Origin of the sequence: Aestuariirhabdus litorea (assembly GCF_003864255.1) — a bacterium.
Classification (GTDB): domain Bacteria; phylum Pseudomonadota; class Gammaproteobacteria; order Pseudomonadales; family Aestuariirhabdaceae; genus Aestuariirhabdus; species Aestuariirhabdus litorea.
Genome location: NZ_QWEZ01000001.1, coordinates 929101 through 951627, shown reverse-complemented (window position 1 = coordinate 951627; position 22527 = coordinate 929101). Strand labels below are relative to the sequence as shown.

21 protein-coding genes are annotated in these 22527 nt (G+C 58.5%); 1 reads left to right on the top strand and 20 read right to left on the bottom strand.

What is annotated here, in order from left to right; all coding sequences use genetic code 11:
- Window positions 1-41: 41 nt before the first annotated feature.
- From D0544_RS04530 to D0544_RS04515, 4 genes are read right to left on the bottom strand one after another with little or no spacing between them, the layout of a single operon-like run.
- Window positions 42-899: a phosphoadenosine phosphosulfate reductase family protein gene (locus D0544_RS04530; RefSeq protein WP_125014809.1), complete on the bottom strand. Its 858-nt coding sequence runs from the start codon at window positions 897-899 to the stop codon at window positions 42-44.
- Complete coding sequence (locus D0544_RS04525; protein ID WP_125014808.1) at window positions 896-4426, bottom strand: hypothetical protein; 3531 nt, start codon at window positions 4424-4426, stop codon at window positions 896-898. Before D0544_RS04525 ends, D0544_RS04530 begins: the two co-directional genes overlap by 4 nt.
- Entirely contained in the window at window positions 4423-5361 is a 939-nt protein-coding gene (locus D0544_RS04520; protein ID WP_125014807.1) for a DUF4007 family protein, read from the bottom strand. The genes D0544_RS04525 and D0544_RS04520 overlap by 4 nt, the downstream gene beginning before the upstream one ends.
- The gene (locus D0544_RS04515) at window positions 5358-5552 is read right to left on the bottom strand and encodes a hypothetical protein (protein WP_125014806.1); all 195 of its coding nucleotides are present in this window, start codon (window positions 5550-5552) and stop codon (window positions 5358-5360) included. Before D0544_RS04515 ends, D0544_RS04520 begins: the two co-directional genes overlap by 4 nt.
- 343 nt (window positions 5553-5895) lie before the next feature.
- On the opposite strand from D0544_RS04515, the gene D0544_RS04510 reads away from it, so the two are divergent.
- Window positions 5896-7713 (top strand): ABC transporter transmembrane domain-containing protein, encoded by a 1818-nt coding sequence (locus tag D0544_RS04510; RefSeq protein WP_125014805.1) that lies wholly within the window; start codon window positions 5896-5898, stop codon window positions 7711-7713.
- On the opposite strand, the gene D0544_RS04505 is transcribed toward D0544_RS04510, so the two are convergent.
- From D0544_RS04505 to D0544_RS04430, 16 genes are all read right to left on the bottom strand, one after another.
- Window positions 7710-8291 (bottom strand): DUF1415 domain-containing protein, encoded by a 582-nt coding sequence (locus tag D0544_RS04505; RefSeq protein ID WP_125014804.1) that lies wholly within the window; start codon window positions 8289-8291, stop codon window positions 7710-7712. The two genes, D0544_RS04510 and D0544_RS04505, sit on opposite strands and share 4 nt — an antisense overlap.
- A 150-nt stretch (window positions 8292-8441) precedes the next feature.
- Entirely contained in the window at window positions 8442-9086 is a 645-nt protein-coding gene (gene ureG, locus D0544_RS04500) for an urease accessory protein UreG (RefSeq protein WP_125014803.1), read from the bottom strand.
- A 72-nt stretch (window positions 9087-9158) separates the two neighbouring features.
- Window positions 9159-9824, bottom strand: coding sequence for an urease accessory protein UreF (locus D0544_RS04495; RefSeq protein ID WP_125014802.1), 666 nt, complete (start codon window positions 9822-9824; stop codon window positions 9159-9161).
- Entirely contained in the window at window positions 9821-10363 is a 543-nt protein-coding gene (ureE, locus tag D0544_RS04490) for an urease accessory protein UreE (protein ID WP_125014801.1), read from the bottom strand. The genes D0544_RS04495 and ureE overlap by 4 nt, the downstream gene beginning before the upstream one ends.
- Before the next feature lie 10 nt (window positions 10364-10373).
- Entirely contained in the window at window positions 10374-12080 is a 1707-nt protein-coding gene (ureC, locus tag D0544_RS04485; protein WP_125014800.1) for an urease subunit alpha, read from the bottom strand.
- Window positions 12073-12402, bottom strand: a complete 330-nt coding sequence (locus D0544_RS04480) for an urease subunit beta (protein ID WP_125014799.1) — start codon at window positions 12400-12402, stop codon at window positions 12073-12075. Before D0544_RS04480 ends, ureC begins: the two co-directional genes overlap by 8 nt.
- 44 nt (window positions 12403-12446) lie before the next feature.
- A complete protein-coding gene (gene ureA / locus D0544_RS04475; RefSeq protein WP_125014798.1) occupies window positions 12447-12749 on the bottom strand; it encodes an urease subunit gamma in 303 nt (100 codons plus the stop codon).
- Window positions 12750-12830: 81 nt separating this feature from the next.
- Window positions 12831-13715 (bottom strand): urease accessory protein UreD, encoded by an 885-nt coding sequence (locus tag D0544_RS04470; protein ID WP_125014797.1) that lies wholly within the window; start codon window positions 13713-13715, stop codon window positions 12831-12833.
- A 302-nt stretch (window positions 13716-14017) separates the two neighbouring features.
- Window positions 14018-14713: an urea ABC transporter ATP-binding subunit UrtE gene (gene urtE / locus D0544_RS04465; protein WP_125014796.1), complete on the bottom strand. Its 696-nt coding sequence runs from the start codon at window positions 14711-14713 to the stop codon at window positions 14018-14020.
- Between the two features lie 3 nt (window positions 14714-14716).
- Window positions 14717-15547, bottom strand: coding sequence for an urea ABC transporter ATP-binding protein UrtD (gene urtD / locus D0544_RS04460; protein ID WP_125014795.1), 831 nt, complete (start codon window positions 15545-15547; stop codon window positions 14717-14719).
- On the bottom strand, window positions 15544-16632 hold the full coding sequence (gene urtC, locus D0544_RS04455) for an urea ABC transporter permease subunit UrtC (RefSeq protein WP_125014794.1): 1089 nt from the start codon (window positions 16630-16632) through the stop codon (window positions 15544-15546). Before urtC ends, urtD begins: the two co-directional genes overlap by 4 nt.
- 3 nt (window positions 16633-16635) lie before the next feature.
- Window positions 16636-18270, bottom strand: a complete 1635-nt coding sequence (gene urtB / locus D0544_RS04450; protein WP_125014793.1) for an urea ABC transporter permease subunit UrtB — start codon at window positions 18268-18270, stop codon at window positions 16636-16638.
- A gap of 119 nt (window positions 18271-18389) precedes the next feature.
- Entirely contained in the window at window positions 18390-19631 is a 1242-nt protein-coding gene (gene urtA, locus D0544_RS04445) for an urea ABC transporter substrate-binding protein (RefSeq protein WP_243647296.1), read from the bottom strand.
- Window positions 19632-20072: 441 nt separating this feature from the next.
- On the bottom strand, window positions 20073-20858 hold the full coding sequence (locus D0544_RS04440) for an SGNH/GDSL hydrolase family protein (RefSeq protein WP_125014791.1): 786 nt from the start codon (window positions 20856-20858) through the stop codon (window positions 20073-20075).
- Between the two features lie 61 nt (window positions 20859-20919).
- Complete coding sequence (locus D0544_RS04435) at window positions 20920-21387, bottom strand: flavodoxin family protein (protein ID WP_125014790.1); 468 nt, start codon at window positions 21385-21387, stop codon at window positions 20920-20922.
- Window positions 21384-22301 (bottom strand): EamA family transporter, encoded by a 918-nt coding sequence (locus tag D0544_RS04430; RefSeq protein ID WP_125014789.1) that lies wholly within the window; start codon window positions 22299-22301, stop codon window positions 21384-21386. Before D0544_RS04430 ends, D0544_RS04435 begins: the two co-directional genes overlap by 4 nt.
- Window positions 22302-22527: the final 226 nt, after the last annotated feature.

Genomic DNA, 22527 nt, shown 5'->3' with positions numbered 1-22527 from the left:
CTGAGGTTATGCATTTTATTACTTGATAGCAAACGTGATAGCTAAAGGCTGCATATCAGGCATGACTGATCTTCAGGATCATCATCTTCACCATTACGAAGAACATCCTGCCAACGTTCAGAATGCTTAGATGATGCGATAATTCCATCCTTCTCCCGCCTTTTCTCTGCTTTAGCAACCAGCTCATCAAGTGTTCCCTGCGAACTCCATGTATAGCCAACGCCTCCAACGGGTATCTCACCCTCTTTCCAGTCGTATTTAACACGGATTCTTTGTTCAAACTGTTTAGCTTTTTCAAAGAGTTCCGGATGATTTTCTTTCAGGCCAAGCCACTCATCCTGACGCTGAAAAAAGCAGAAATAACAGCCTGATCGTGAACGCCATTTATAGTATTGTGGAATACCGACACTATCTTCTAGTATCTGGAACACATCATCTCGAACTATCCCATCATCTATAAATGGAAAGGCGGCTTTGATTGTCTCTTTTTGACTTATGTATCCATCACGATTTTCATCAGCCCTAATACCTATGTAGGAGATAACAGGATCATCACCCACGAATGCTTCAAATGGCTTTATCTTCATCATTCGAGTACACCAGCGCTGTTGTGGTGATGGTAGATACTCATTGTGAATCTTAAGCCAGTCCTCAAAGCATTTGTCGCTGTTTAGGCGAATAATCTCTTTGCCCAAATACGCTTCGAGCTTATCCAGAAACTCATAGATCTCGCTAAGTTCAGCACCGGTATCAGTAAAAAAATACTCTATTTTATCATGAATATCCGGATATCGGTCTTTGATATAAACAGCAAGTGCAGCACTATCTTTACCACCAGAAATCCCTAAAACATGGCGGCAACCATCATCACTCACATACCTTTTAAATCCGCCACTCATTTCTTATCTACCTTTTTTAGGTTGGCTTTCACATTATCACCTAAACCGCCACTACCATTCGCCGACAGCAAAGACCCAGCTTTATAATACATCAAAAACTCATCGGATATTTTAGCAAGTGCTGCAAGCTTCAACTCATCATCGTCTAAACGTGAAAGGGTACTTCGCATTTCATCAAGGGCACTTGATATTCTTTTCTCGCAATTATTATCGATCGCTACGACATCATCTAAGATTTCGCCGCCTTTTTTGATACTGCGCAAAAGATAAACATCAAAATCACCCTGCATTTTTGAAGTTCGGTCGCGTTCATGTATTCTTAGCTTTTCTAAATCAATAACCCTGCGCGAAAAGTCGGTTAATCGATACTCTGCCGCATCCTGGTCAGCATCTAACCACTTAGCGCTAGGCTTATGACCCAGAAAAATTAAGATATTTTCTAACCATTCCTCGTCACTTCCTTCCGCTTTGTTAACTCGCATAATGAAAGCGCGAAGCCCCTGGGTATCTACAGTATAAGCCTCCAACCCATGGCAGTTTCCAGAAATAATCCGCCTCAAATCAGAAAGATTAGTGGACGGATTAATATTGAACGCTTGCGCTAACAACTGCCTTTGCGTTGAAACAAGAGCCCCATAATGATCTCTTAACTCTCGCAGTACAGCGGTTAAGTCAGAAGAAAAACATTCAAGCTTTTCGTTACTTTCGGAACCGCTCACTGCGCTATAGCCTAACGCTTTCGGCAGAGCTTCAAACAGCAGTGTCTCAGGGGACTTTGCGAGGTTAAATGCAACACGTACATCAAGTGCTTTTTTCGACAGACCTCTTTTTGTTTTTTGAGTGTATTCTGGAAGCTGCCCCATGAAAGTAGCAAGCGGCTTTGCCAACTCTAATAGTGAGTGCTTCTTTTTTGTATCACCATGGATCACCTTACCGTACTGTTCAAAGATTGATGCACGCATTCCTTCGATTCGAAAACGCTGAATCTGAAATTCATCGGGGCGTTTTACAAAGCGCTCAATCATCTCTTGAGTGAAGTAGGCCCTATAGCGACGACTCTCGTACACTGCGATTTCATGCTGATAGGTCAGGTACGCTGCAAAATAAAGAATGGGCAACACACCAGCTTTTAACCCATAAGGAGGAGCCATTAGGGTTTCATTAAGGGCAATAAAAGAGCGTGCTTCACTCTCCGTTGAATCAAGAAATCGCTCTATCTCGGCCCATGCGTGCCTTAAGTTCGACTTATCGCTTCTTCCATCCTGTGGCGCAGGTGCGAAAGACCAGTCCCCAGCAACCGCCTCCCTTTTGTGTAATCCGGTTATTTTCAACAGCGATCGATACACTGCCTTTTCTGGCGGGAATTTTTCTATACCTAAATCTGTTTCCGTTGGCCTAGTCAGCATTGCATACAACAACTTATTACGGGCAGCCACCGCTTGCGATGATGGATTATCCCGATTCATAAGCTCGTTATATAACGCAGGAGCTTTGTCATAAACCTTTTCTAAAACTAAGGATAGGAACACCTGAAACTGGCGCTTGTTATCTACTTCGTACTCTTCACCTTTATAGTACCACCGAGCATCCTGAGGCATATCCGTTAGCGACTGCAGTAGCTTATCCTCCGCCAACTGGGCCGCTGACAGCCGATCTTCATATTCACGCTTTGCGACGGGGTCACTATTCAACTCTTGTCGAGCTATACCTACTCTGCGCAGCGCTTGGGACTCTGCCACCGCCTCTCTTAATTGCGAACCATTCAAACAAAGTGCAACAACATCCAGGTTTGAAAAGTATTCTCTAGCACAGCTTTGAAAGATCTTTTCATCATCCTGCCCGGCGGCTAAAAAGTAAATAATTCGTGGCTGGTCGGTTTTGACAGGGACTTTCTTAAAAGAAGAAGCATCAACGAAGCAGGGAGTAAAGTAGCGTAACGTACCGTTTTTAATGGTATAGCGACGCGCAACGACGGGGACCATCACCTTAGAACGATTGAGTTCTTCAACGAGAGAAAACTCACCAAGATTACTTAGCTCCTCTTGAAGCGCTTCTTCTAAATCAAAATCACTTCCTTGCCAAACTCGATACTCTCCACTGTAACGGCGGAAGTTTACAACCGACTGTCCCTCTAGCACCTTTATAGACTTGGAAAATCGGTTACTTTCTGGCATGCAGGCCTGGAGCAATGCTTTAGATGGCTTGAAGCCGCCCTTGCTTCCAATAATATTGAGAATACCAATGGTTTTGAGTAGATTAATATCACTTTTATCTACATTCCCCAACCGCTCTACAGCCGTTACGACTTCCGCCCAGCGGCGGTGGGTCATATAATCCCCAAGCGCCGATGACTGGTTAGTAATAAAGTAGTCGTAAATATGGTGAGGATAGATAAAGTCACCTACTGACTCGAGTTTAAGGAGCATATCTTGCAAACCAAACTCTTCGTGACTTCCTAAATAACTGAAGAGAGTCCTCTCGTTTTGAGCAATCTTCTGGCATAACAGTGGCAGCAGCAGCGCACTTATAGGGTGGAGCGGGTAACAGCTCGAGAACAGGTTAACCGTTTCTTGCGCGGTCATCGCACCCGGCAATGCATCCTGCTTGTCCAACACGGCAACCACTTTTTCCACCGCTGTTTCAATAAGCTTATGCTCGGCCTCGTTCATGGTGTAGTTAAAAGCAGCGGATACAACACGAAGCACCTGCTCAGATGCCTCTAAAAATGGCACCTCTTCAAAACGCCCCTGGACCTTCGACCACTCATTTTTGAGGCTTTCGCCTAGACCTTTTGCATACTGCTCGAAAGACTGATGAAGCAGCACAAACAGCATTAAGTTAACAGAATGGCCACGGCAAGCATGTTCAGCGAGGGCCTGTAACAGGTAAATATCGTTGGCTCCATAGTGCCGAGCTTCGTATTCTAGAAACTTACCCAGCTCATCAATAACCAACACAACTCCAGCACATGAGGAATTTCCAAGGGCTGCTTGCAAACCATCGACTGCGGCAATTATATCGCTTGTTTTTGGATTCTCTTCATCAGCAAGCTGCTCCAGCGACTTCACAATGGCTGGCGGACGCCCCGGCCTACTACTCCAAAATGCACTGGCCGCGCTTGCAAACCCCTTTAGCAGCCTCTTAGCCATCGGCTCAGGTGAGCCTGTGATTAGTATTTGTAGGTATCCTGCCGAGCCCTCAGTAGCACTCGCAAACTTTTGCGCCAACTCTTTATCCGACTCCGCAAGCACCTTATACGCGACCTTAGCCGCATCATTTTCTGGGTTTGCTAACAAGCGCCCTAAGAAAACCGATGCGGTCGATTTGCCAGAGCCATAAGGCCCCACCCATGACCACGCACGGGGTGCTTGCTTACTATGAAATCCATCTGCAACCTTTGCAAAGGTTCGCAGTGCACGCGATGTTGGAATATAGGCTTTAACGACCTCAACTGATGAGGCATCGCGCTCGAGGTTCACAGAACGGGTGTAATGGGTGTTAACGGAGACTTTTTGCTCGATACTCATGCTGCCACCTCTCCGCTAGCCGTTTGGTAATGCTCCTCTAAGCATTCACCTGGCTCATATTTATCATCAACAAGAAATAGTTGGTGTATACCGGCCGTATCTCGAATATCGAGCACACCGGGTATGTAGTTTATAAGCTTTTCCAGCTTGGTGATCAGATCGTTTTCGGTTAGCCGAAACACGGCCCCGGGCGCACAAAAATCGCCTCGGGAGTACATGAGTTCCTCGATGGGTATCGATTTAATCTGGCGCTGTTTCATCAATTGAAGTACCGCAAAGCCCAGCACGCCTAAAGGTAAACCCTGCCGGACCTCAGGACGTGAGATAAATCGACGGCCCCCTTCTCCTTGAGACATCAATCTTAAAAGCGCTAAAGGAGAGTCCAGTGCATCTTCAAGTGGCGTCCGTCCACTTCCCTTGGATTGGGTGTACATGCGATGAATCAATTGAGCGTCATTTTTCAACGTTGCTAATGAGGGTTTCTTCCCTTCTATCATTACATCCTTAACAAAATCTACTAGGGCTGTAGTGAGCTCCTGGGATGTAAACTCAGGCTTGTGAAACTTGTTAAAAAACCAAAACCAGGCTGTTGCCTGCTCAGCGTTACTCGCCAAAAGCCAGTGTAATAGCCAGATTGTTGCCTCATCTTCCAAATAGGGATCGTATCCACCCGCCGGGTTAAAAATCAGATCCCCTACTTCAGTTGGCTCCGAATTAACCGGGTCTATTATTTGGCAAGCTCTTAACCAATAGCGTATTGAGGCCACCATATTTTTACCAACACCCAACACGACGGTTGCGTCATCACTGCTAAAGACATCCACCCCTTTTTCCTGCCCTTCTATAAGCGCAGCGTAACCCTTGGGCAACCAACCATAGCGAAGCGCAAAGGTCTCATGACGACCAAAGGATGCCTTCTTTGGGTTGAGTTTCATTTTACTCCTCCCTCGTCCGTCAACCGGTCCATCTCAAGTTGGAGCTGCTCCTGAACACCTAGATACTCATCCACGTTTTTAAGAAACCACTCTTTCAAGCTCATGCCATCCTTCTTTAACAAGCTGTACAGCATCTGTTTTGTGTCTGTATCTACTTCGATCACTATCCGGCCACTGGAACCAATACTCATTTGAACCACCTATCGCACGCCATGCGTCAATGTTATGTTACATAACATTGACGTTACTCGAACAGGCCACTAAATACAATATCAGCCATTTCGGCACCATGGTTCTACCATTTATCCGCTCGTTGCCTCAGATCAATAAAGGCTTTCTGAACGTTTCCGGATAAGCTCCTGACTAGCAAGATCTCAGCATTGTGGCGCAATATAAACACTGTATATAAAAACAGACATACAAAAGCGACACATAAACCTCTTCAAATCCTTTATGCCACCCACGCCACCCTTGTAAACCCGCCCCACCGTCATACACTAGGGGCACTCAGGTTTACGGTCTCCCTATCCCTTTATGAACAGCCCCAAAAAATCCCTCTCGGTGCTACTGCAGTTGTGGCAGTTTGTGATCCCCTACCAGGGGACGCTGGTTGCGGCGGGGGTGGCGCTGGTGCTGACGGCGGCGGTGACGCTGTCGATCGGCCAGGGGGTGCGGCTGCTGATCGACGAGGGTTTTGTGGCCCAGTCGGCCGAGGCGTTGCGCCAGGCGGTGTTCTTTATCATCGGCCTGGCGCTGTTGATGGCGGTGGGCACCTTTACCCGCTTCTACCTGGTCTCCTGGCTGGGGGAGCGGGTGAGCGCGGACCTGCGCAAGGCGGTGTTCAACCATGTGGTGTGCCTGCACCCCAGTTATTTTGAATCCAACCGCAGCGGCGAGATCATGTCGCGGCTGACCACCGACACCACCCTGCTGCAGACCATTATCGGCTCCTCCTTTTCGATGGCGCTACGCAGCTGTCTCACCTTTGTCGGTGCCCTCATCCTGCTGCTGGTCACCAACCTCAAACTGAGCCTGATGGTGCTGGTGTGTGTGCCGCTGGTGCTGTTACCGGTGCTGCTCTACGGGCGCCGGGTGCGCTCGCTCTCCAGGCGCAGCCAGGACTCCATCGCCGATGTAGGCAGCTACGCGGGGGAGATCATCCAGCACATCAAGACGGTGCAGAGCTACACCCGCGAGGCCCAGGAGCAAGCGGCCTTTGGCCGTGAAGTGGAGGCCGCCTTCGCGGTGGCGCGCCAGCGGGTACGGCAGCGGGCGCTGCTGATTGCGGTGGTGATCCTGATGGTATTCGGCGCCATCACCGGCATGCTGTGGGTGGGGGGTACGGATATGCTGGCCGGGCGCATGAGCGGGGGCGAGCTGGGGGCCTTTGTCTTCTACGCCATCATGATGGCGATGGCGGTGGCCACCCTCTCCGAGGTGTACGGCGAACTGCAGCGGGCGGCGGGCGCCACCGAACGGCTAATCGGGCTCCTTAACGAGCGGGCCGAGATCCCTCCCCCCGCCCTTATGGAACCGCAGGAGGGGCGGCCGGAAAGGCCTCAGGCTCCCGCCACCGGCAGCCCCGACGGAGGGCCGGTGCTGGCGCTGGAGCAGGTCAGTTTTCATTACCCCAGCCGCCCCGACACCGCGGCTTTGAGCAAACTCAACCTGGAGATTACCGAGGGGCAGAGCCTGGCGTTGGTGGGGCCTTCGGGGGCGGGCAAGTCGACCCTGTTCGAGCTGCTGCAGCGCTTCTACGACCCGCAACAGGGGTGCATCCGCCTGGGCGGGGTGGATATTCGTGAGCTGGATACGGGCTGGCTGCGCCAGCAGATCGCCGTGGTGCCCCAGCAACCGGCGCTGTTTACCGCTGATGTCTGGTACAACCTGCGCTATGGCAAACCCGACGCCAGCGATGAGGAGGTGATCGCCGCCGCCAAAGCCGCTCACGCCCACGACTTTATCTGCGCCCTGCCGCAAGGCTACGCCAGCCACCTGGGGGAGCAGGGAACCCGTCTTTCGGGGGGACAGAAGCAGCGCCTGGCGATCGCCCGAGCGATCCTCAAGGACCCGAGAATCCTGTTACTGGATGAGGCCACCAGTGCCCTCGACGCCGAGAGCGAACACTGGGTTCAGCAGGCCCTGGTGGAGCTGATGAAGGGGCGCACGACCCTGATCATCGCCCACCGCCTGGCCACCGTCCTGCATGCGGACCGGACCCTGGTAATGGAGGGGGGTAAAGTTGTGGCCCAGGGTACCCACCGCGAGCTGCTGGCAAGCTCCCCGCTCTACAAGCGGCTGGCCCAGCTGCAGTTTCAGGACCCGGCCGAGCCCGGCCAGTCGGCGCTTTAGGCCTCGGGCTGCGAGCAACCGGCCAGCAGCGCGTTCAGCTGTCCCACCCCCAGGGTGCGGGCTCGCTCCATATTGGTGGCGGGAATCGATTCGGGATCGGTGTGCTTTTCCAGCACCCGCGTGAGGCTGGCCTCACGCAACAGGTGCAGCATGGGATAGGGGGAGCGGTTGGTGAAGTTGGCCGGGTCCTCCTCACTGCAACCGGCAAAGCGGTAGTCGGGGTGAAAACTCGCCAGCTGGAAAACCCCCTCGTAGCCCTGTTCCTCCAGCAGCTGGTTGGCGATATCGATCACCACCAGGAAGTCGTCAAAGTCCTGCAGACTGTTACTGAAGATCAGCAGGGTGGTTTCGATCTCCGGCTCCTCCTCGAGGCGCTGGCACTCATTAAGCATCAGCAGCAGTGCCTCGTCGACATCCACCGGCATCACCCGGTAGTTGATGCGCCCCAGTTCAAACTCGCGTTTGGCGAAGGGGCAAAAGTTCAACCCCACCACGACCCGCTCTACCCAGTTACGGGTAATAGGGACCGCCGGGTGGCTGTCGGAGGTGGCCTGGGTAACCGATTGAGGGCTGTTCATTGAGCGTTCCTTGTTCCTTATCCCGCTCGGGTTGAGGCGGCGGGGTGGCAGAAAAATTGTCCAAGAGTTTAACCCATCATCGTGCCGCTGGCTCCTCCTGAGTCACTTTTTCGTCCCTTTCTTGATCTGCTCCTCGTTGTTGACCTGCTCCTACACGGCTGCGCCCTGGGCCGCTTCCTGCAGTCGCTTCTCCAGCATCCCCTGTTCGACGATAAAGTCGATGATCGCCCGCAACCCCTCTCCGGACTTGAGATTACTGAAGATAAAGGGACGCTCGCCGCGCATGCGGGTGGCATCACGATCCATCACCCCGAGATCGGCCCCCACCAGCGGGGCCAGGTCGGTTTTGTTGATGATCAGCAGGTCCGACTTGGTGATCCCCGGTCCCCCCTTGCGGGGGATCTTGTCGCCAGCGGAGACATCGATCACGTAGAGGGTGAGGTCCGACAGCTCGGGGCTGAAGGTGGCGCTGAGGTTATCCCCGCCGCTCTCCACCAGCACCAGCTCCAGACCCGGATGGCGTGCCTGCAGCTCGTCGATAGCGGCCAGGTTCATGGAGGCATCCTCACGGATGGCGGTGTGGGGGCAGCCCCCGGTTTCCACCCCCATGATGCGATCCTCCTCCAGCGCCTGGTGGCGCAACAGGAACTGGGCGTCCTCGCGGGTGTAGATGTCGTTGGTGACCACCGCCAGGTCGTAGTGCTCGCGCAATGCCTGGCACAGGGCCTTAAGCAGGGCCGTTTTACCGGAGCCCACCGGCCCACCGACACCGACCCGTAAACACTGTTGACTCATGCTGTAACTCCTTATTGTGGTTGGCGCTCGCCCGCAGGCGAGGCGCTCGATGGTTAACGGGGTTGGCCACGCCTAACTGCGAAACAGCCGTGAATATTGGGTTTCGTGACAGCCGCTGGCGATGGCAAAGCCGGGCAGCGTGCCCCCCATCGCCTCATCCTCCAGCGCTAGCGCAGTATCACAGGTGCGGACAATCACCGGCATCAGCCGTTGCAGCAGCCGCTGCGCGGCGGTCTGCCCCAGGGGCAGGGTTTTGCAGGCGACCGTGACCTGGTTCTCGAGCCAGCTCCAACAGAACCCCTGCAGCGCATCGGACTCCTCGATACCGTGGTGACAGGCGGCGATGGCAAACAGGGTGCAGTAGGCCGGCTCCGGCGGCAGTGGGCGCTCGGCTGGTAGCAGCTCGAGGGAGGCCAGCAGGCGGGAGAGCGTCCCCCCCAACTGCAGCTCCTCCTGCAGCAGCTCGCGGGTCTCGCGATTGGCCAGCAGCCACTGGTTCCAGTGGTCCAGCGCCCCGTCGTCGACAGCGCGCCAGGCGCGCATCTGGCGCAGGATCAGCGGCAGGTCCACCTGCCCCAGCCCCGACTCCATAACGCCCGAGAGCCAGGCCTCCAGCTCCCCCTCCTGTGTGAGCCAGCCGCCATCAATGGCGTACTCCAGACCCTGGGAGTAGGCGAAGGCGCCGATCGGCAGCGCCGGGCTGACCAGCTGCAGCAGCGGCAGCAGGGCCGGGGTCATCGTCCCTGCCCCGCCAGAGCCCCGGCCTTGGGCGCGTGGCTATGACTGTGGTCGTGGCCATGATCATGATCGTGACGGTGATCATGATCGTCGCTGTGGCGGTGACCGCCCAGATGGCCGTAGGCGCCGTTCTCGGGGTCAAAAGGAGCTTGCTCCGGCTGGGCCTCCAGGCCGTGCAGGCGCACCAGCTCCTCCAGCACGTGGTCGGGTTGAAAGCGCAGCCAGCCCTCACCGATCTGCAGGGGAACATGGCGGTTACCCAGGTGGTAGCAGGCGCGGGCGAAAGCCAGTGGGTTGGCGCTGCGGGCGGTGACCACGGCTTCGCGCTGGCTGCACACCCGGATCCGCTGGCCACACTCGGTGAGCAACAGATCGCCGTCGGCCAGCAGCTGCCCGCGCTCGATAAAGACCCCCACCTCGACGCCCCCCTCGGTGCGGGCACGAAAGCGCCCCTTGCGTCTCAGTTCGAAGGGCAGGCTGAGGCGGTCATCGGCGTTGATGCCCTCGGCGGCGGCCTGGCGTTGCACAATCTTGAGCATACGATCTCCGTTAAAACAGGAAGTAACGCTGCGCCATGGGCAGCTCGGTGGCGGGCTCGCAGGTCAGCAGCTGACCGTCGGCGCGCACCTCGTAGGTTTGCGGGTCCACCTCCATCTGCGGCTGGTAGCTGTTCAGTACCATGTCGGCCTTGCTCACCTCGCGCACGTTGCGACAGGCCGCCAGGCGCCGCTCCAGGCGCAGGGATTCTTCGAGCCCCCGCTCCAGCGCAGCGGCGCTGACAAAGGTGAGGCTGGTGGCGGCCGCAGCGGCCGGTGAGGCGCCAAACATCGGCCGGTAGTGCACCGGTTGCGGGGTGGGAATGGAGGCGTTGGGGTCGCCCATAGGGGCCGCAGCGATCACCCCGCCCTTGATGATCAGGGAGGGTTTGATACCGAAGAAACGCGGTTTCCACAGCACCAGGTCCGCCAGTTTACCGACCTCGATCGACCCCACCTCGTGGGCGATACCGTGGGCCAGCGCCGGGTTGATGGTGTACTTGGCGATGTAGCGACGGGCGCGGTAGTTGTCAGCCCCCAGCGCGCTGTCCTCCGCCAGCAGGCCGCGCTGAACGCGCATCTTGTGGGCGGTCTGCCAGGTACGGGTAATCACCTCACCCACCCGCCCCATCGCCTGGGAATCGGAGGCGATCATGGAGAAGGCCCCCAGGTCGTGAAGGATATCCTCGGCGGCGATGGTCTCCTTGCGGATGCGCGAATCGGCAAAGGCCACATCCTCGGGAATGTTGGGATCCAGGTGGTGGCAGACCATCAGCATATCAAGGTGCTCATCCACGGTATTGACGGTGTAGGGGCGGGTCGGGTTGGTGGAGGATGGCAGGACGTTGGGGAGACCGCAGGCCTTGATGATATCGGGCGCATGGCCGCCACCGGCCCCCTCGGTGTGGTAGGTATGGATCGAGCGCCCCTTGAAGGCGGCGATGGTGTCCTCCACAAAGCCGGATTCGTTGAGGGTGTCGGTGTGGATCGCCACCTGCACATCAAAGCGGTCGGCCACACTGAGGCAGTTGTCGATGGAGGCCGGGGTGGTGCCCCAGTCCTCGTGCAGCTTCAACCCCATGGTACCCGCCAGCAGCTGCTCCTCCAGCGCCCCGGGCAGGCTGGCGTTGCCCTTGCCGAGGAAGCCGAAGTTCATCGGCAGGTGGTCGGTTCCCTGCAGCATCTTGCCGATGTGCCAGGGTCCGGGGGTGCAGGTGGTGGCGTTGGTGCCGGTGGAGGGGCCGGTGCCGCCGCCGAGCATGGTGGTGACGCCGGACATCAGCGCCTCGTCGATCTGCTGGGGGCAGATAAAGTGGATATGGGAGTCGATGGCGCCGGCGGTGAGGATCTGCCCCTCACCGGCGATAACGTCGGTACCGGGCCCCACCTCGATGGTGACCCCCTCCTGGGTATCGGGGTTGCCCGCCTTGCCGATGGCAACGATACGGCCGTTCTTGATCCCCACATCGGCCTTGACGATGCCCCAGTGGTCGAGGATCAGGGCGTTGGTGATCAGGGTATCCACCACGGCGCTGGCCAGCCCCTGGCTCTGTCCCATGCCATCACGAATCACCTTGCCACCGCCGAACTTCACCTCATCCCCGTAGTGGGTGTAATCCTGCTCCACCTCGATCCAGAGTTCGGTATCGGCGAGCCGAACCCGGTCGCCGGTGGTGGGTCCGTACATCTCGGCGTACGCCTGCCGTGAAATCTTAGCCATCTGCGTTCTCCCCCCTGTTGAGGTCACCCATCACCTCGCCCCGAAAACCGAAGATGCGCTGCTTGCCGGCAAACCGCACCAGCTCGACAGTGCGGCTCTGGCCGGGTTCGAAGCGCACCGCGGTGCCGGCCGCAATGTTGAGGCGAAAACCCAGGCTCAGCTCACGCTCAAAGCTGAGGGCAGGGTTGGTCTCATAGAAGTGGTAGTGGGAGCCCACCTGAATCGGCCGGTCGCCGCTGTTCGCCACTTTGAGGGTGCGGGTTTCGCGGCCGGGGTTGAGCTCGATCTCCCCCGCCTTGATCTTCATTTCTCCAGGATGCATCGTCTTCTCCTGTGGGTTGCGCTGCGTGGAGCGGCAGGGTGCGGTTACTGGATGGGGTCGTGGACGGTGACCAGCTTGGTGCCATCGGGAAAGGTGGCCTCCACCTGGATCTCGTCGATCATCTCCGGCACCCCTTCCATCAGCTCATCACGGCTGAGGATGGTGCGCCCGTAGCTCATCAGCTCCGCCACACTCTTGCCATCGCGGGCACCTTCGAGGATTTCTGCACTGATCAGGGCCACCGATTCCGGGTAGTTGAGCTTGACGCCCCGCGCCCGGCGGCGCTCGGCCACAAGAGCGGCGGTGAAGAGCATCAGCTTGTCTTTCTCGCGGGGGGTTAATTCCATGGTTGTCCCTTTTGTTCTCTGTTGCGTCGTTTCGGTTAAGTCGTTATCTGCCGGGGTAAGGGCGGGTCGCGCGGCGCCGGGTCAGGTCAGCCAGATGCGCGGTATCGCCCCCTCCCGTTGCAGCAGGGCCGGGCGAATGCAGTGCCAGGCCTCGGTAAAGTAGTGGCGGGCCGCCTCCATCTCGTTGCCGAGGTAGCGCACACACAACACATCGCGTCGATAGCTGATGGCGTAGCGGGCGTCGGGGTCATCGCTGGCCAGCTCACGCAGGGCATCGACCAGTTCCAATGGCTCGGAAACGAAGCCGCTGGCCCAGGCGCTGCCGGCCACCACCCGGCCATCCAGCCCCCAGGCCCGGTTCGCCAGCTCGCTGCCAGCCAGCAGCTCCTGCTTTTCCAGCAACAATGGCCGGCCATCACGATAGAGGCTCACCTGTTGCAACAGGCTGCCCCGCTCGAAGCGCTCCGCACTGGCGGGGCGGCCCAGGCTCACCAGCTCCCAACCGATAAAGCGGGCATCCCCGGATAACTCGATGCGGGTTCGGGTGCGCCCCTGGGCACCGTCAAACAGGATGGTCTCCTGGGGTAGCCACTCCAGCGCAGCCCCCTCCCCTACGCGAGCCACCAACGCTTGCTGCTGGGCAACGTCATTGCTGTCTCCCTTGTAGATTTTGCCCGCCGAGGGGGTGGTGATGAGGCTATGGCTGTCGGTCCCCAGCTCGATATCGATCGCCAGCTGATCGCCGCTGACCAGCCCGCCGGGGGGATGCAGCAGGTAAACGTGGCAGCACTCCCCCTCCGGGTAAAAGGGCTTCTGCACCCGCAGCGGGCCCTGGTGCAGGAGATGGTGGAGGGCGGTACGGCCGTTACGGCGCTCGAAGCCCAGCTCCAGCGAGGCCAGCCACTGGCGATCCACCCCCAGGCTGTTGTCGGCTGACTCGCCAGGCAGAGCGGTGATGGCATTCATCGCCGGCCGCTCCCGAGGCAGGGGACGATGGCGAGGCAAAGGACCCGGGGGCGGGAGTTCGCAGGTAACATCGTCGGCTGTCTCTCCTTGGGCTGAGGTCGGTGCAGGATTCTCGGTGACGCACCTGATGGGGGCTCATGTTGCAAAGCACAGACCAGCTTTCCAGACGCCAGTGGCTACGGGGGTTACAGCCGAGCCCAGTGAGGATACCCCCTCGGCACAGCCCCCAAGCGCACAAGCAGGGGGCACGCATCCATCTGGTGCGCACCAGAAGGGAGCAGGCATACCCCACCCCCGGCAGCTCACACGGTCAGGTACTGGCGCACCAGCTCCTCCCCCAACGCTGCCATCTCGCCGGTGGCGACGCTGCGCCCCCGCTCGAGGATGCAGAAATCGTCGGCCACCTTGTGGGCGAAGGGCAGCTTCTGCTCCACCAGCAGCACGGTGAGGCCAATCTCCCGGTTGAGGGTGCGGATAATCTCGCCGATCTCCTGCACCACATTGGGCTGTATCCCCTCGGTGGGCTCGTCGAGGATCAGCAGCGAAGGGTCGGTCACCAGCGCCCGCCCGATCGCCAGCTGTTGCTGCTGGCCGCCGGAGAGATCCCCGCCACGGCGGTGCAACATCTCCCTGAGCACCGGAAACAGCTCAAAGATAAAGTCCGGGATCTGGCGTACCCGATCGGCGCGCGCCGGCAGGCCGATCTGCAGGTTCTCCTCCACACTCAGAAGCGGGAAGATCTGCCGCCCCTGGGGGACGTAGCCGATCCCTAGGCTGGCGCGACGCTCCGCCGACTGCCCCAGCAGGTCTCGCCCCTTGAAGGCGATCTGCCCCGAGGCCACCGGCAGCAGCCCCATGATGGCTTTGAGCAGGGTGGTTTTGCCCACCCCGTTACGCCCCATCAGGCAGGTGCAGCGCCCCTCTCGTACCTGGAGGTCCAGATCCCAGAGGATATGGCTGGCGCCGTAAAACTGGTTGATACCCTGTACCTGCAACATCCCCTACTCCCCCAGATAGACCTGTTTGACCCGCGCATCGCCCTGCACCTGGTCCATGCTGCCCTCGGCCAGCACACTGCCCTGGTGCAACACCGTGACGGTGCGGGCGATCGAGCGCACAAAATCCATATCGTGCTCCACCACTACCACCGAGTGCTTCCCCTCCAGAGAGAGCAGCAGCTCGGCGGTGCGGTCCATCTCCTGATGGGTCATCCCCGCCACCGGCTCGTCCACCAGCAACAGGCGCGGCTCCTGCATCAGCAACATACCGATCTCCAGCCACTGCTTCTGTCCATGGGAGAGATCCCCCGCCCGCTGCGCTGCCTGGTCCTTAAGGCCGATCTGTTCGAGGCAGGCTTCGATGCGTTCACGCTGCTCCACCCCCACCCGGGCGCGGAAGGTACTCCAGACCCCTTTGTTGCCGGACATCGCCAGCTCCAGATTTTCAAACACGCTGAGGGGCTCGAACACCGTCGGCTTCTGGAACTTGCGACCGATACCCGCCTGGGCAATCTCCGCCTCACTGAGTTGCAGCAGGTCGATGCGGCGCCCAAAGAAAGCGCTGCCGCTGTCGGGGCGGGTCTTACCGGTGATGATGTCCATCATGGTGGTTTTACCGGCGCCATTGGGGCCGATGATGCAGCGCAGCTCGCCGGGCTCGATGTAAAGGCTCAGGTCGTTGATCGCCTTGAAGCCGTCGAAGCTGACGTTGAGCCCCTCCAGATAGAGGATGGTGTTTTTCGACAGGTCGAGGCTATCGATCGCCGGCGGCATCAAAAAATCAAACACCTGGTCGCGGCGGGTATGGTGGCGGAAGCTCTCCATCATGGTCATGCGCGGGCCTCCTTGCGCTTGAGCAGCCCCACGATACCGTTGGGCAAAAACAGCGTCACCAGCACGAAGATCGCCCCCAGGGCAAACAACCACACCTCGGGCATCGCCATGGTAAAGAAGGATTTGGCGTAGTTGATCAGCAGCGCACCTACCACCGCCCCGTAGAGAGTTGCCCGCCCGCCGACGGCCACCCAGACCACCGCTTCGATGGAGTTCAGCGGGGAGAACTCGTTGGGGTTGATGATCCCCACCTGGGGGACGTAGAGCGCACCGGCGATCCCCGCCAGCGCCGCCGACAGGGTAAAGACCGCCAGCTTGACCCGCTCCACCCGATAGCCGATAAAGCGTACCCGGTCTTCACTGTCACGAATCGCCACGCACACCCGCCCAAGCCGTGAGCGGGTCACCGCGCGGCAGATCAGGTAGCCGGCGATCAGCGCCAGCGAGGAGGCAATAAAGAGCACCAGGCGGGTCGCGTCGGACTGCAGGCTGAAGCCCAACAGGTCCTTGAAGTCGGTGAGGCCGTTGTTGCCGCCAAACCCCATCTCGTTGCGGTAAAAGGCCAGCAGCAAAGCGTAGGTCAGCGCCTGGGTGATGATCGACAGGTAGACCCCGGTCACCCGGGAGCGAAACGCCAGCGCACCAAACACAAAGGCCAACAGCCCCGGCACCAACAGCGCCATCAGCATTGCGAAACCGAAGCTGTCAAAACCGCTCCAGTACCAGGGCAGCTCCTTCCAGTCGAGGAACACCATAAAATCCGGAAGCTCCGGGTTGCCATAAACTCCCCGGTCACCGATCTGGCGCATCAGGTACATCCCCATGGCGTAGCCACCGAGGGCAAAAAAGGCACCGTGCCCCAGGCTGAGGATGCCAAGGTAGCCCCAGGCCAGATCCAGTGCCACCGCCAACAGCGCGTAGCAGAGGTATTTCCCCAGCAGGGTGACGGTGTAGGTCGGCACATGGAACAGGCTGCCTTCGGGAGCGAACAGATTAAGCAGGGTGACCGCCGTGGTGATGGCCAACAGAGTACCGATCAGCCATTGCCCGCCCCGGTCATTCATAAAGAGTTTGTCGAGTAGCATCGATCAGTTCTCCGCTGCCCGCCCCTTCTGCGGAAAGAGTCCGCGGGGGCGTTTCTGGATAAAGAGGATGATGAAAATGAGCATCAGGATCTTGGCCAGTACGGCACCCGACCAGGGCTCCAGCACTTTGTTGCCGATCCCCAGAAAGAGGCCCGCCACCAGGGTGCCCCACAGATTGCCGACGCCACCAAACACCACCACCATAAAGGAGTCGATGATGTAGGCCTGGCCGAGGTTGGGCCCCACGTTGGTGAGCTGGCTAAGGGCCACACCGGCAACGCCGGCCACCCCGCTGCCCAGGCCAAAGGTCATGGCATCGACCCACTGCGAACGCACCCCCATGGCTCGGGCCATCTCACGGTTCTGGGACACCGCCCGCACCTGCAACCCGAGACGGGTTTTCTTCAGTACCCAGAACAGTGCCGCAAATACCAGCAGGCAGAAGAGGATGATATAGAGCCGGTTGTAGGTGAGGGAGAAGAGGCTGTTGATCTCCAGCGCCCCACTCATCCAGGCGGGAGTTTCCACGCTGCGGTTGAGCGGCGAGAAGATGGTGCGCACCGCCTGTTGCAGAATCAGGCTGATACCGAAGGTCGCCAGCAGGGTCTCCAGGGGGCGGCCATAGAGAAAACGGATCACCCCGCGCTCGATGGCGATCCCCACCAGCGCCGACACCATAAAGGCGGCCGGTACCGCCACCAGCAGCGAATATTCGATGTGATCGGGCATCAGCTGCTGAACCACGTAGGTGGTGTAGGCGCCCAGCATGATGAGCTCGCCGTGGGCCATATTGATCACCCCCATCACCCCAAAGGTGATGGCCAGGCCGATGGCGGCCAGTACCAGCACCGAGCCCAGGCTAAGGCCGAAATAGAGGGTTTCCATATGACCGAAGAGCTCGGCCCGCTGCTCTATGCGGGCGAGGCTGTCATTGATGGCGGCCAGCACCCGCTTGTCACTCTCGGTGGTTTGAAGTGCCACCAGCCGATTCCTGACCTCTGGCTGCAAGCTGTCGCCCAGCAGGTTGGCCGCCTCCACCCGCTGCGCCGACTGCGGGCTCTCCAGTGCGGCCAGTGCCAGTGCCACCGAGATCAGGTCGAGAACCGCCGGCTCCTGCTCCTTGCCCTGCAAGCGGGTGAGCAGGTCAATATGATCAGTGCTCACATCCACCAGCATATTCTGCAATGATTGCAGGCGCAGCGCCGGATCGGGGCTGGAGAGCTGGAGCATCGCCACCGCCCCCTTGAGCTGGGTGCGCAGGCGATTGTTGATTGGAATTTTCTTGAGCGCGCGTTTGGGAAACGTGCCCATGGACTCACCGGTCAAGGCATTCAGCAGCTGGTACCCCTCGTCGGAAGACTCAGCCAGCACCAGGGTTTTACTGGGTTTATGGAGGTAGAGTTGACCCTCCTGCAGGGGCAACAAAAGGGAGAGCGCACGGGGGTCTTCACTCTCCGCGATCAGCTCAACGGCCCGCTGGTTCTTCTTCAGGCTTCCCTGTTTCAGGAGTTCGGCCCCTTGCTCAAAGGGGGTGGCCTGCGCAGGTGCACTCAGCAACCCGGCCAGGCACAACAGCAACGCGGCAAGCAGGGAGAGAGGCCGGCGGGTAACACAAGCGCTGCAGTAAGAAAAAGACATGGCAATAGAATCCTTGGGCGCGGGTCAAACACCTGCGCTGTTAGCCCCGGGGGCGAGAAGGATGCGTGTAGGCTGGACAGGTTGGCGGCAACCCCGCAGGGTTGCCGCCGAACAACGGATCAGTAGTTTTGTCCGGAGCACTTGCCGGTTTTGACGTTGTAGTTACCGCAGGAGAGCGGCGCACGCCAGTCGGAGATGATGTCCCTGGAACCGGCTAGGAAGTCGGACCAGGCATCACCCAATACGGTGCCGCTGGTTTCCCATACCACCTGGAACTGGCCATCCTCCTGGATCTCACCGATCAGCACAGGCTTGGTGATGTGGTGGTTGGGGGCCATGGTGGCGTAGCCGCCGGTCAGGTTGGGCACGCTGATGCCGATGATCGCGTCCTGCACCGCCGAGGGGTCGGTGGTACCGGCCTTCTCAACCGCTTTCACCCACATATTGAAACCGATGTAGTGAGCTTCCATGGGGTCGTTGGTGACACGGGCATCGTTCTTGATGTAGCTGTGCCAGTTCTTGATGAACTCTGCGTTGGTCTCGGACTCGACGCTCATGAAGTAGTTCCAGGCGGCCAGGTGCCCCACCAGCGGCTTGGTATCGATACCCGACAGCTCCTCTTCACCTACGGAGAAGGCGACCACCGGAATATCCTCGGCTGAGATGCCCTGGTTGCCCAGTTCCTTGTAGAAAGGCACGTTGGCGTCGCCGTTGATGGTGGAGACCACCGCGGTCTTCTTGCCGGCGCTGCCGAACTTCTTCACATCGGCCACAATACTTTGCCAGTCGGAGTGACCGAAGGGGGTGTAGTTGATCATGATGTCACTTTCAGCGACCCCCTTGGCCTTGAGGTAGGCTTCCAGAATCTTGTTGGTGGTGCGCGGGTAGACGTAATCGGTTCCCGCCAACACCCAGCGCTCGACCTCGAGCTCATTCATCAGGTAGTCGACCGCAGGGATCGCTTGCTGGTTGGGCGCAGCGCCGGTGTAAAAGACGTTTTTAGAGGATTCCTCACCTTCATACTGGACCGGGTAGAACATGATGCTGTCGAGCTCTTCAATGACCGGCAGCACCGACTTACGGGAGACCGATGTCCAGGCACCGAAGATGACATCCACCTTCTCCTTTTCGATCAGCTCTCGCGCCTTTTCCGCAAACAATGGCCAGTTCGAGGCGGGATCAACCACCACCGCTTCAAGCTGTTTGCCGAGCAGGCCGCCCTTGGCGTTCTGGTCCGCCACCAGCATCTCCATCGTATCCTTGAGGGTGGTCTCACTGATGGCCATTGTGCCGGAGAGGGAGTGCAGCACCCCTACTTTGATGGTCTCAGCCGCCAGTACCATGCTACTACCGGCAACCATCACACTGGCGCTCAGCGCCAGCAAACTTTTTTTGAACGTGACTCGAGAGAATCCCATGATAACTCCTGTCCTATTGGTTTTCGGATGAGTGTTATTGACTCGGTTTTTCGATTTAGTGTTTGTTGTATTTCAACCCAACTGGTCGACTCTACTTTTGCAAAGGGCAGACCAACATCGAAAAACCGCTCTGGGACAGGGGTTTTAGGGGACATCAGAGAAATTATTCAAAATGATAAAGACTCATTGGCACTGAACTGGCGCACCTATATCGGACACCGCCCCAATCCCGGGCACTTTATATCGCCAGAACAACAATGCTCAGCAGGAGGCGTTGTGAAGCAGCGGGCGGCTAGATAGTACCGGTGTACAGCCACACGGTTATGGCCATGCCCGGCTCGGGGCACTGGCCAATAAACGCCGGACCGAACTTGCCCCGGCGGATCAGAGGCTCCTGTACTGCACGCCCGCGCAGGCCGGTGCAGTTGCTGGAGCAGAGGGTTGATCCCCGGTACGTGTTGACGGCTCCTGCAGAAGCTGCAAGATCACCTTGATGGCTTCGTCTGCCCAGACTCCGTAGGCTTTTGGGCTTGGGTGGAACCCATCTTCCGCGATCATCTCCCCAACGAGAGGAAAATCGTTTTCCAGTAGCGTGCAGTTGAGCCGGCCGCTTACGAAAGTACGTAATTGCCGGTTAAATTGCTTCGCCCGCCGTCCCAGATACCAGCGCAGGGGCTGCGGTAGCGCGGGGAAACCCTGCATGGGTGGAACCGGCGAAAGGAGCGTATGAGAGGTTCCAAATTTGGTGCTGAGCATTTGGATCAGTTGTTCCTGATGCTCGATCCAGCGCTCCACACTAACCCGGCTGGTGACGTCGTTAACCCCAACCGATACGACGGCAATATCGAAGCTGTCAGCAGGGGTTTGATCAAGCAGTTCCAGGACCTCCCTGGTGTCATGCCCGGTCCGGGCAACCAAACGCCAGCGCACTCGAAAGTGAGGGCTCAGCCTGGCGATCAGGTTGCCGATCAAGGCTTCATCCTGATGCCGGGCACCCACCCCGGCAGCCGCTGAATCGCCCACAACCAGTAGCCCCAGCTCTTGGCCGGCCCCCTTGACCCCCTCTCGATCGCCAAGCGCCTCGGGCAGCTTTGGGGTGACCAGTCGGGTGTAGATCCCCTGGATCAACAGCAGGGGCGCCAAGGCAAGGCTGAGGGCGATTTCTGTCATGCGATAGTTTTCCCAATAAAAATGGAGACCCACCAAAGAGTGTCCTCCAAAGCGACCATTCTTAAATAATGCCCGCGTCCAGCCCCATGGCCATGGCCATACCCAGCTCCCGGCACTGGTCGATAAACGCGGGATCGAACTCGCCGCGGCAGATCAGCGGCTCCTGTACTGCGCGCCAGCGCAGGCCGGTGGTGATCGTCTCCACTGCCCGTCGGGTGCCGGTGCCGTCGTGGCCAGCGCGAATATAGAGGGCATAGGGTAACCCCTGCTTGGGCTCCAGGCAGGGGTAATAGATGCGATCGAAGAAATCCTTCAACGCCCCGCTCATGTACCCCAGGTTTTCGGTGGTGCCCAGAATGAGGGCATCGGCCGCCAGCACATCTTCGGGACCCGCTTCCAGCGGCGCGACCAGCCGCACCTCGACGCCCGGGGCATCGGTCTGTGCCCCGGCCAGCAGGGCATCGGCCAGCGCCCGGGTATTGGGGGACGGGGTATGGGAAACCACCAGCAGGCGTTTGCGAATACTCATGGGGCTAGCCTCCTCTGTCCCAGTGTAGCCCGTTGTCGCCACCGCCCTCCCAGCAGGTTGATCACCAGGCCCAGCATCACCAGGGCGATACCGGCCCACTGCAGTGGGGTCAGCTTCTCATCCAGCAGGAGATCGGCAAACAGCAGGCCGGTGACGGGGACCAGCAGGGTGAGGGGCGCCACCACACCGGGCGAGTAGCGGGTCAGCAAACCGCCCCACACCCGGTAGCCAAACAGGGTCGCGACCACCGCAAGGTAAAGCAGCACCAGCATCGACTGGCCGCTGAGGTTGAGCAGGGTCTCCTTCACCTGCGCGGGCCCCTCCAGCCAAAGCGAGAGCGCCATAAAGGGCAACGGCGGGATCAGGGCCCCCCACACCACCAGCCCCATCAGGTTGACTCCACCCATGGAGCCGATGTGCCGGTTAATGATGTTACCCAGCCCCCAGCTCGCCGCCGCACCGATGGTGAGCAGGAAGCCGACCAGGGTCATCGTCGCCCCGCCGGCATTGTTACCCTGCAGGGCCAGCAGCAGCAACCCGGCGCTGGCAACTCCGATACAGATCCACTGCTCGGCGCGGGGAGGCTCCTTCAACAGCAGGGCCGCAAACAGCAGGGTAAAAAGCACCTGGGCTTGCAGGACCAGTGACGCCAGCCCCGCAGGCATACCCAGGTGCATGCCGCCAAACAGCAGCGCAAACTGGCCAAAGCTGATGGTGATGCCGTAACCAAAGAGCCACCTCAGGGGCAGCTGCGGGCGTCGAACGAAGAGCAAGGCCGGAAAAGCCACCAACAGAAAACGCAGGGCTCCCAGCAGCATGGGGGGCACCCCATCCAGCCCCCAGCGGATCACGACGAAATTAAAACCCCAGGCCACCACGACCAAAAGCGCCAGCACCCAATCCCGTAACAGCATAGTCTCTAGCATCCTTAAAACAGACCTACGTGTGCAGTCGGTATCGAGCCCGACCCGTGGCAGAGCCCCTTAGCGTTGAAGGGGTGCAGGCATGGTAGCAGGGTTCGACGAGTGGGTGCGTTATTATCGATCCCGGGAGCCGGACATCAGTAAAACCACACAATTAATAGGCATAATTCACAGCGCATTCAGCGTCACTACGTATGGTTCGAAAGCCTCATATTCT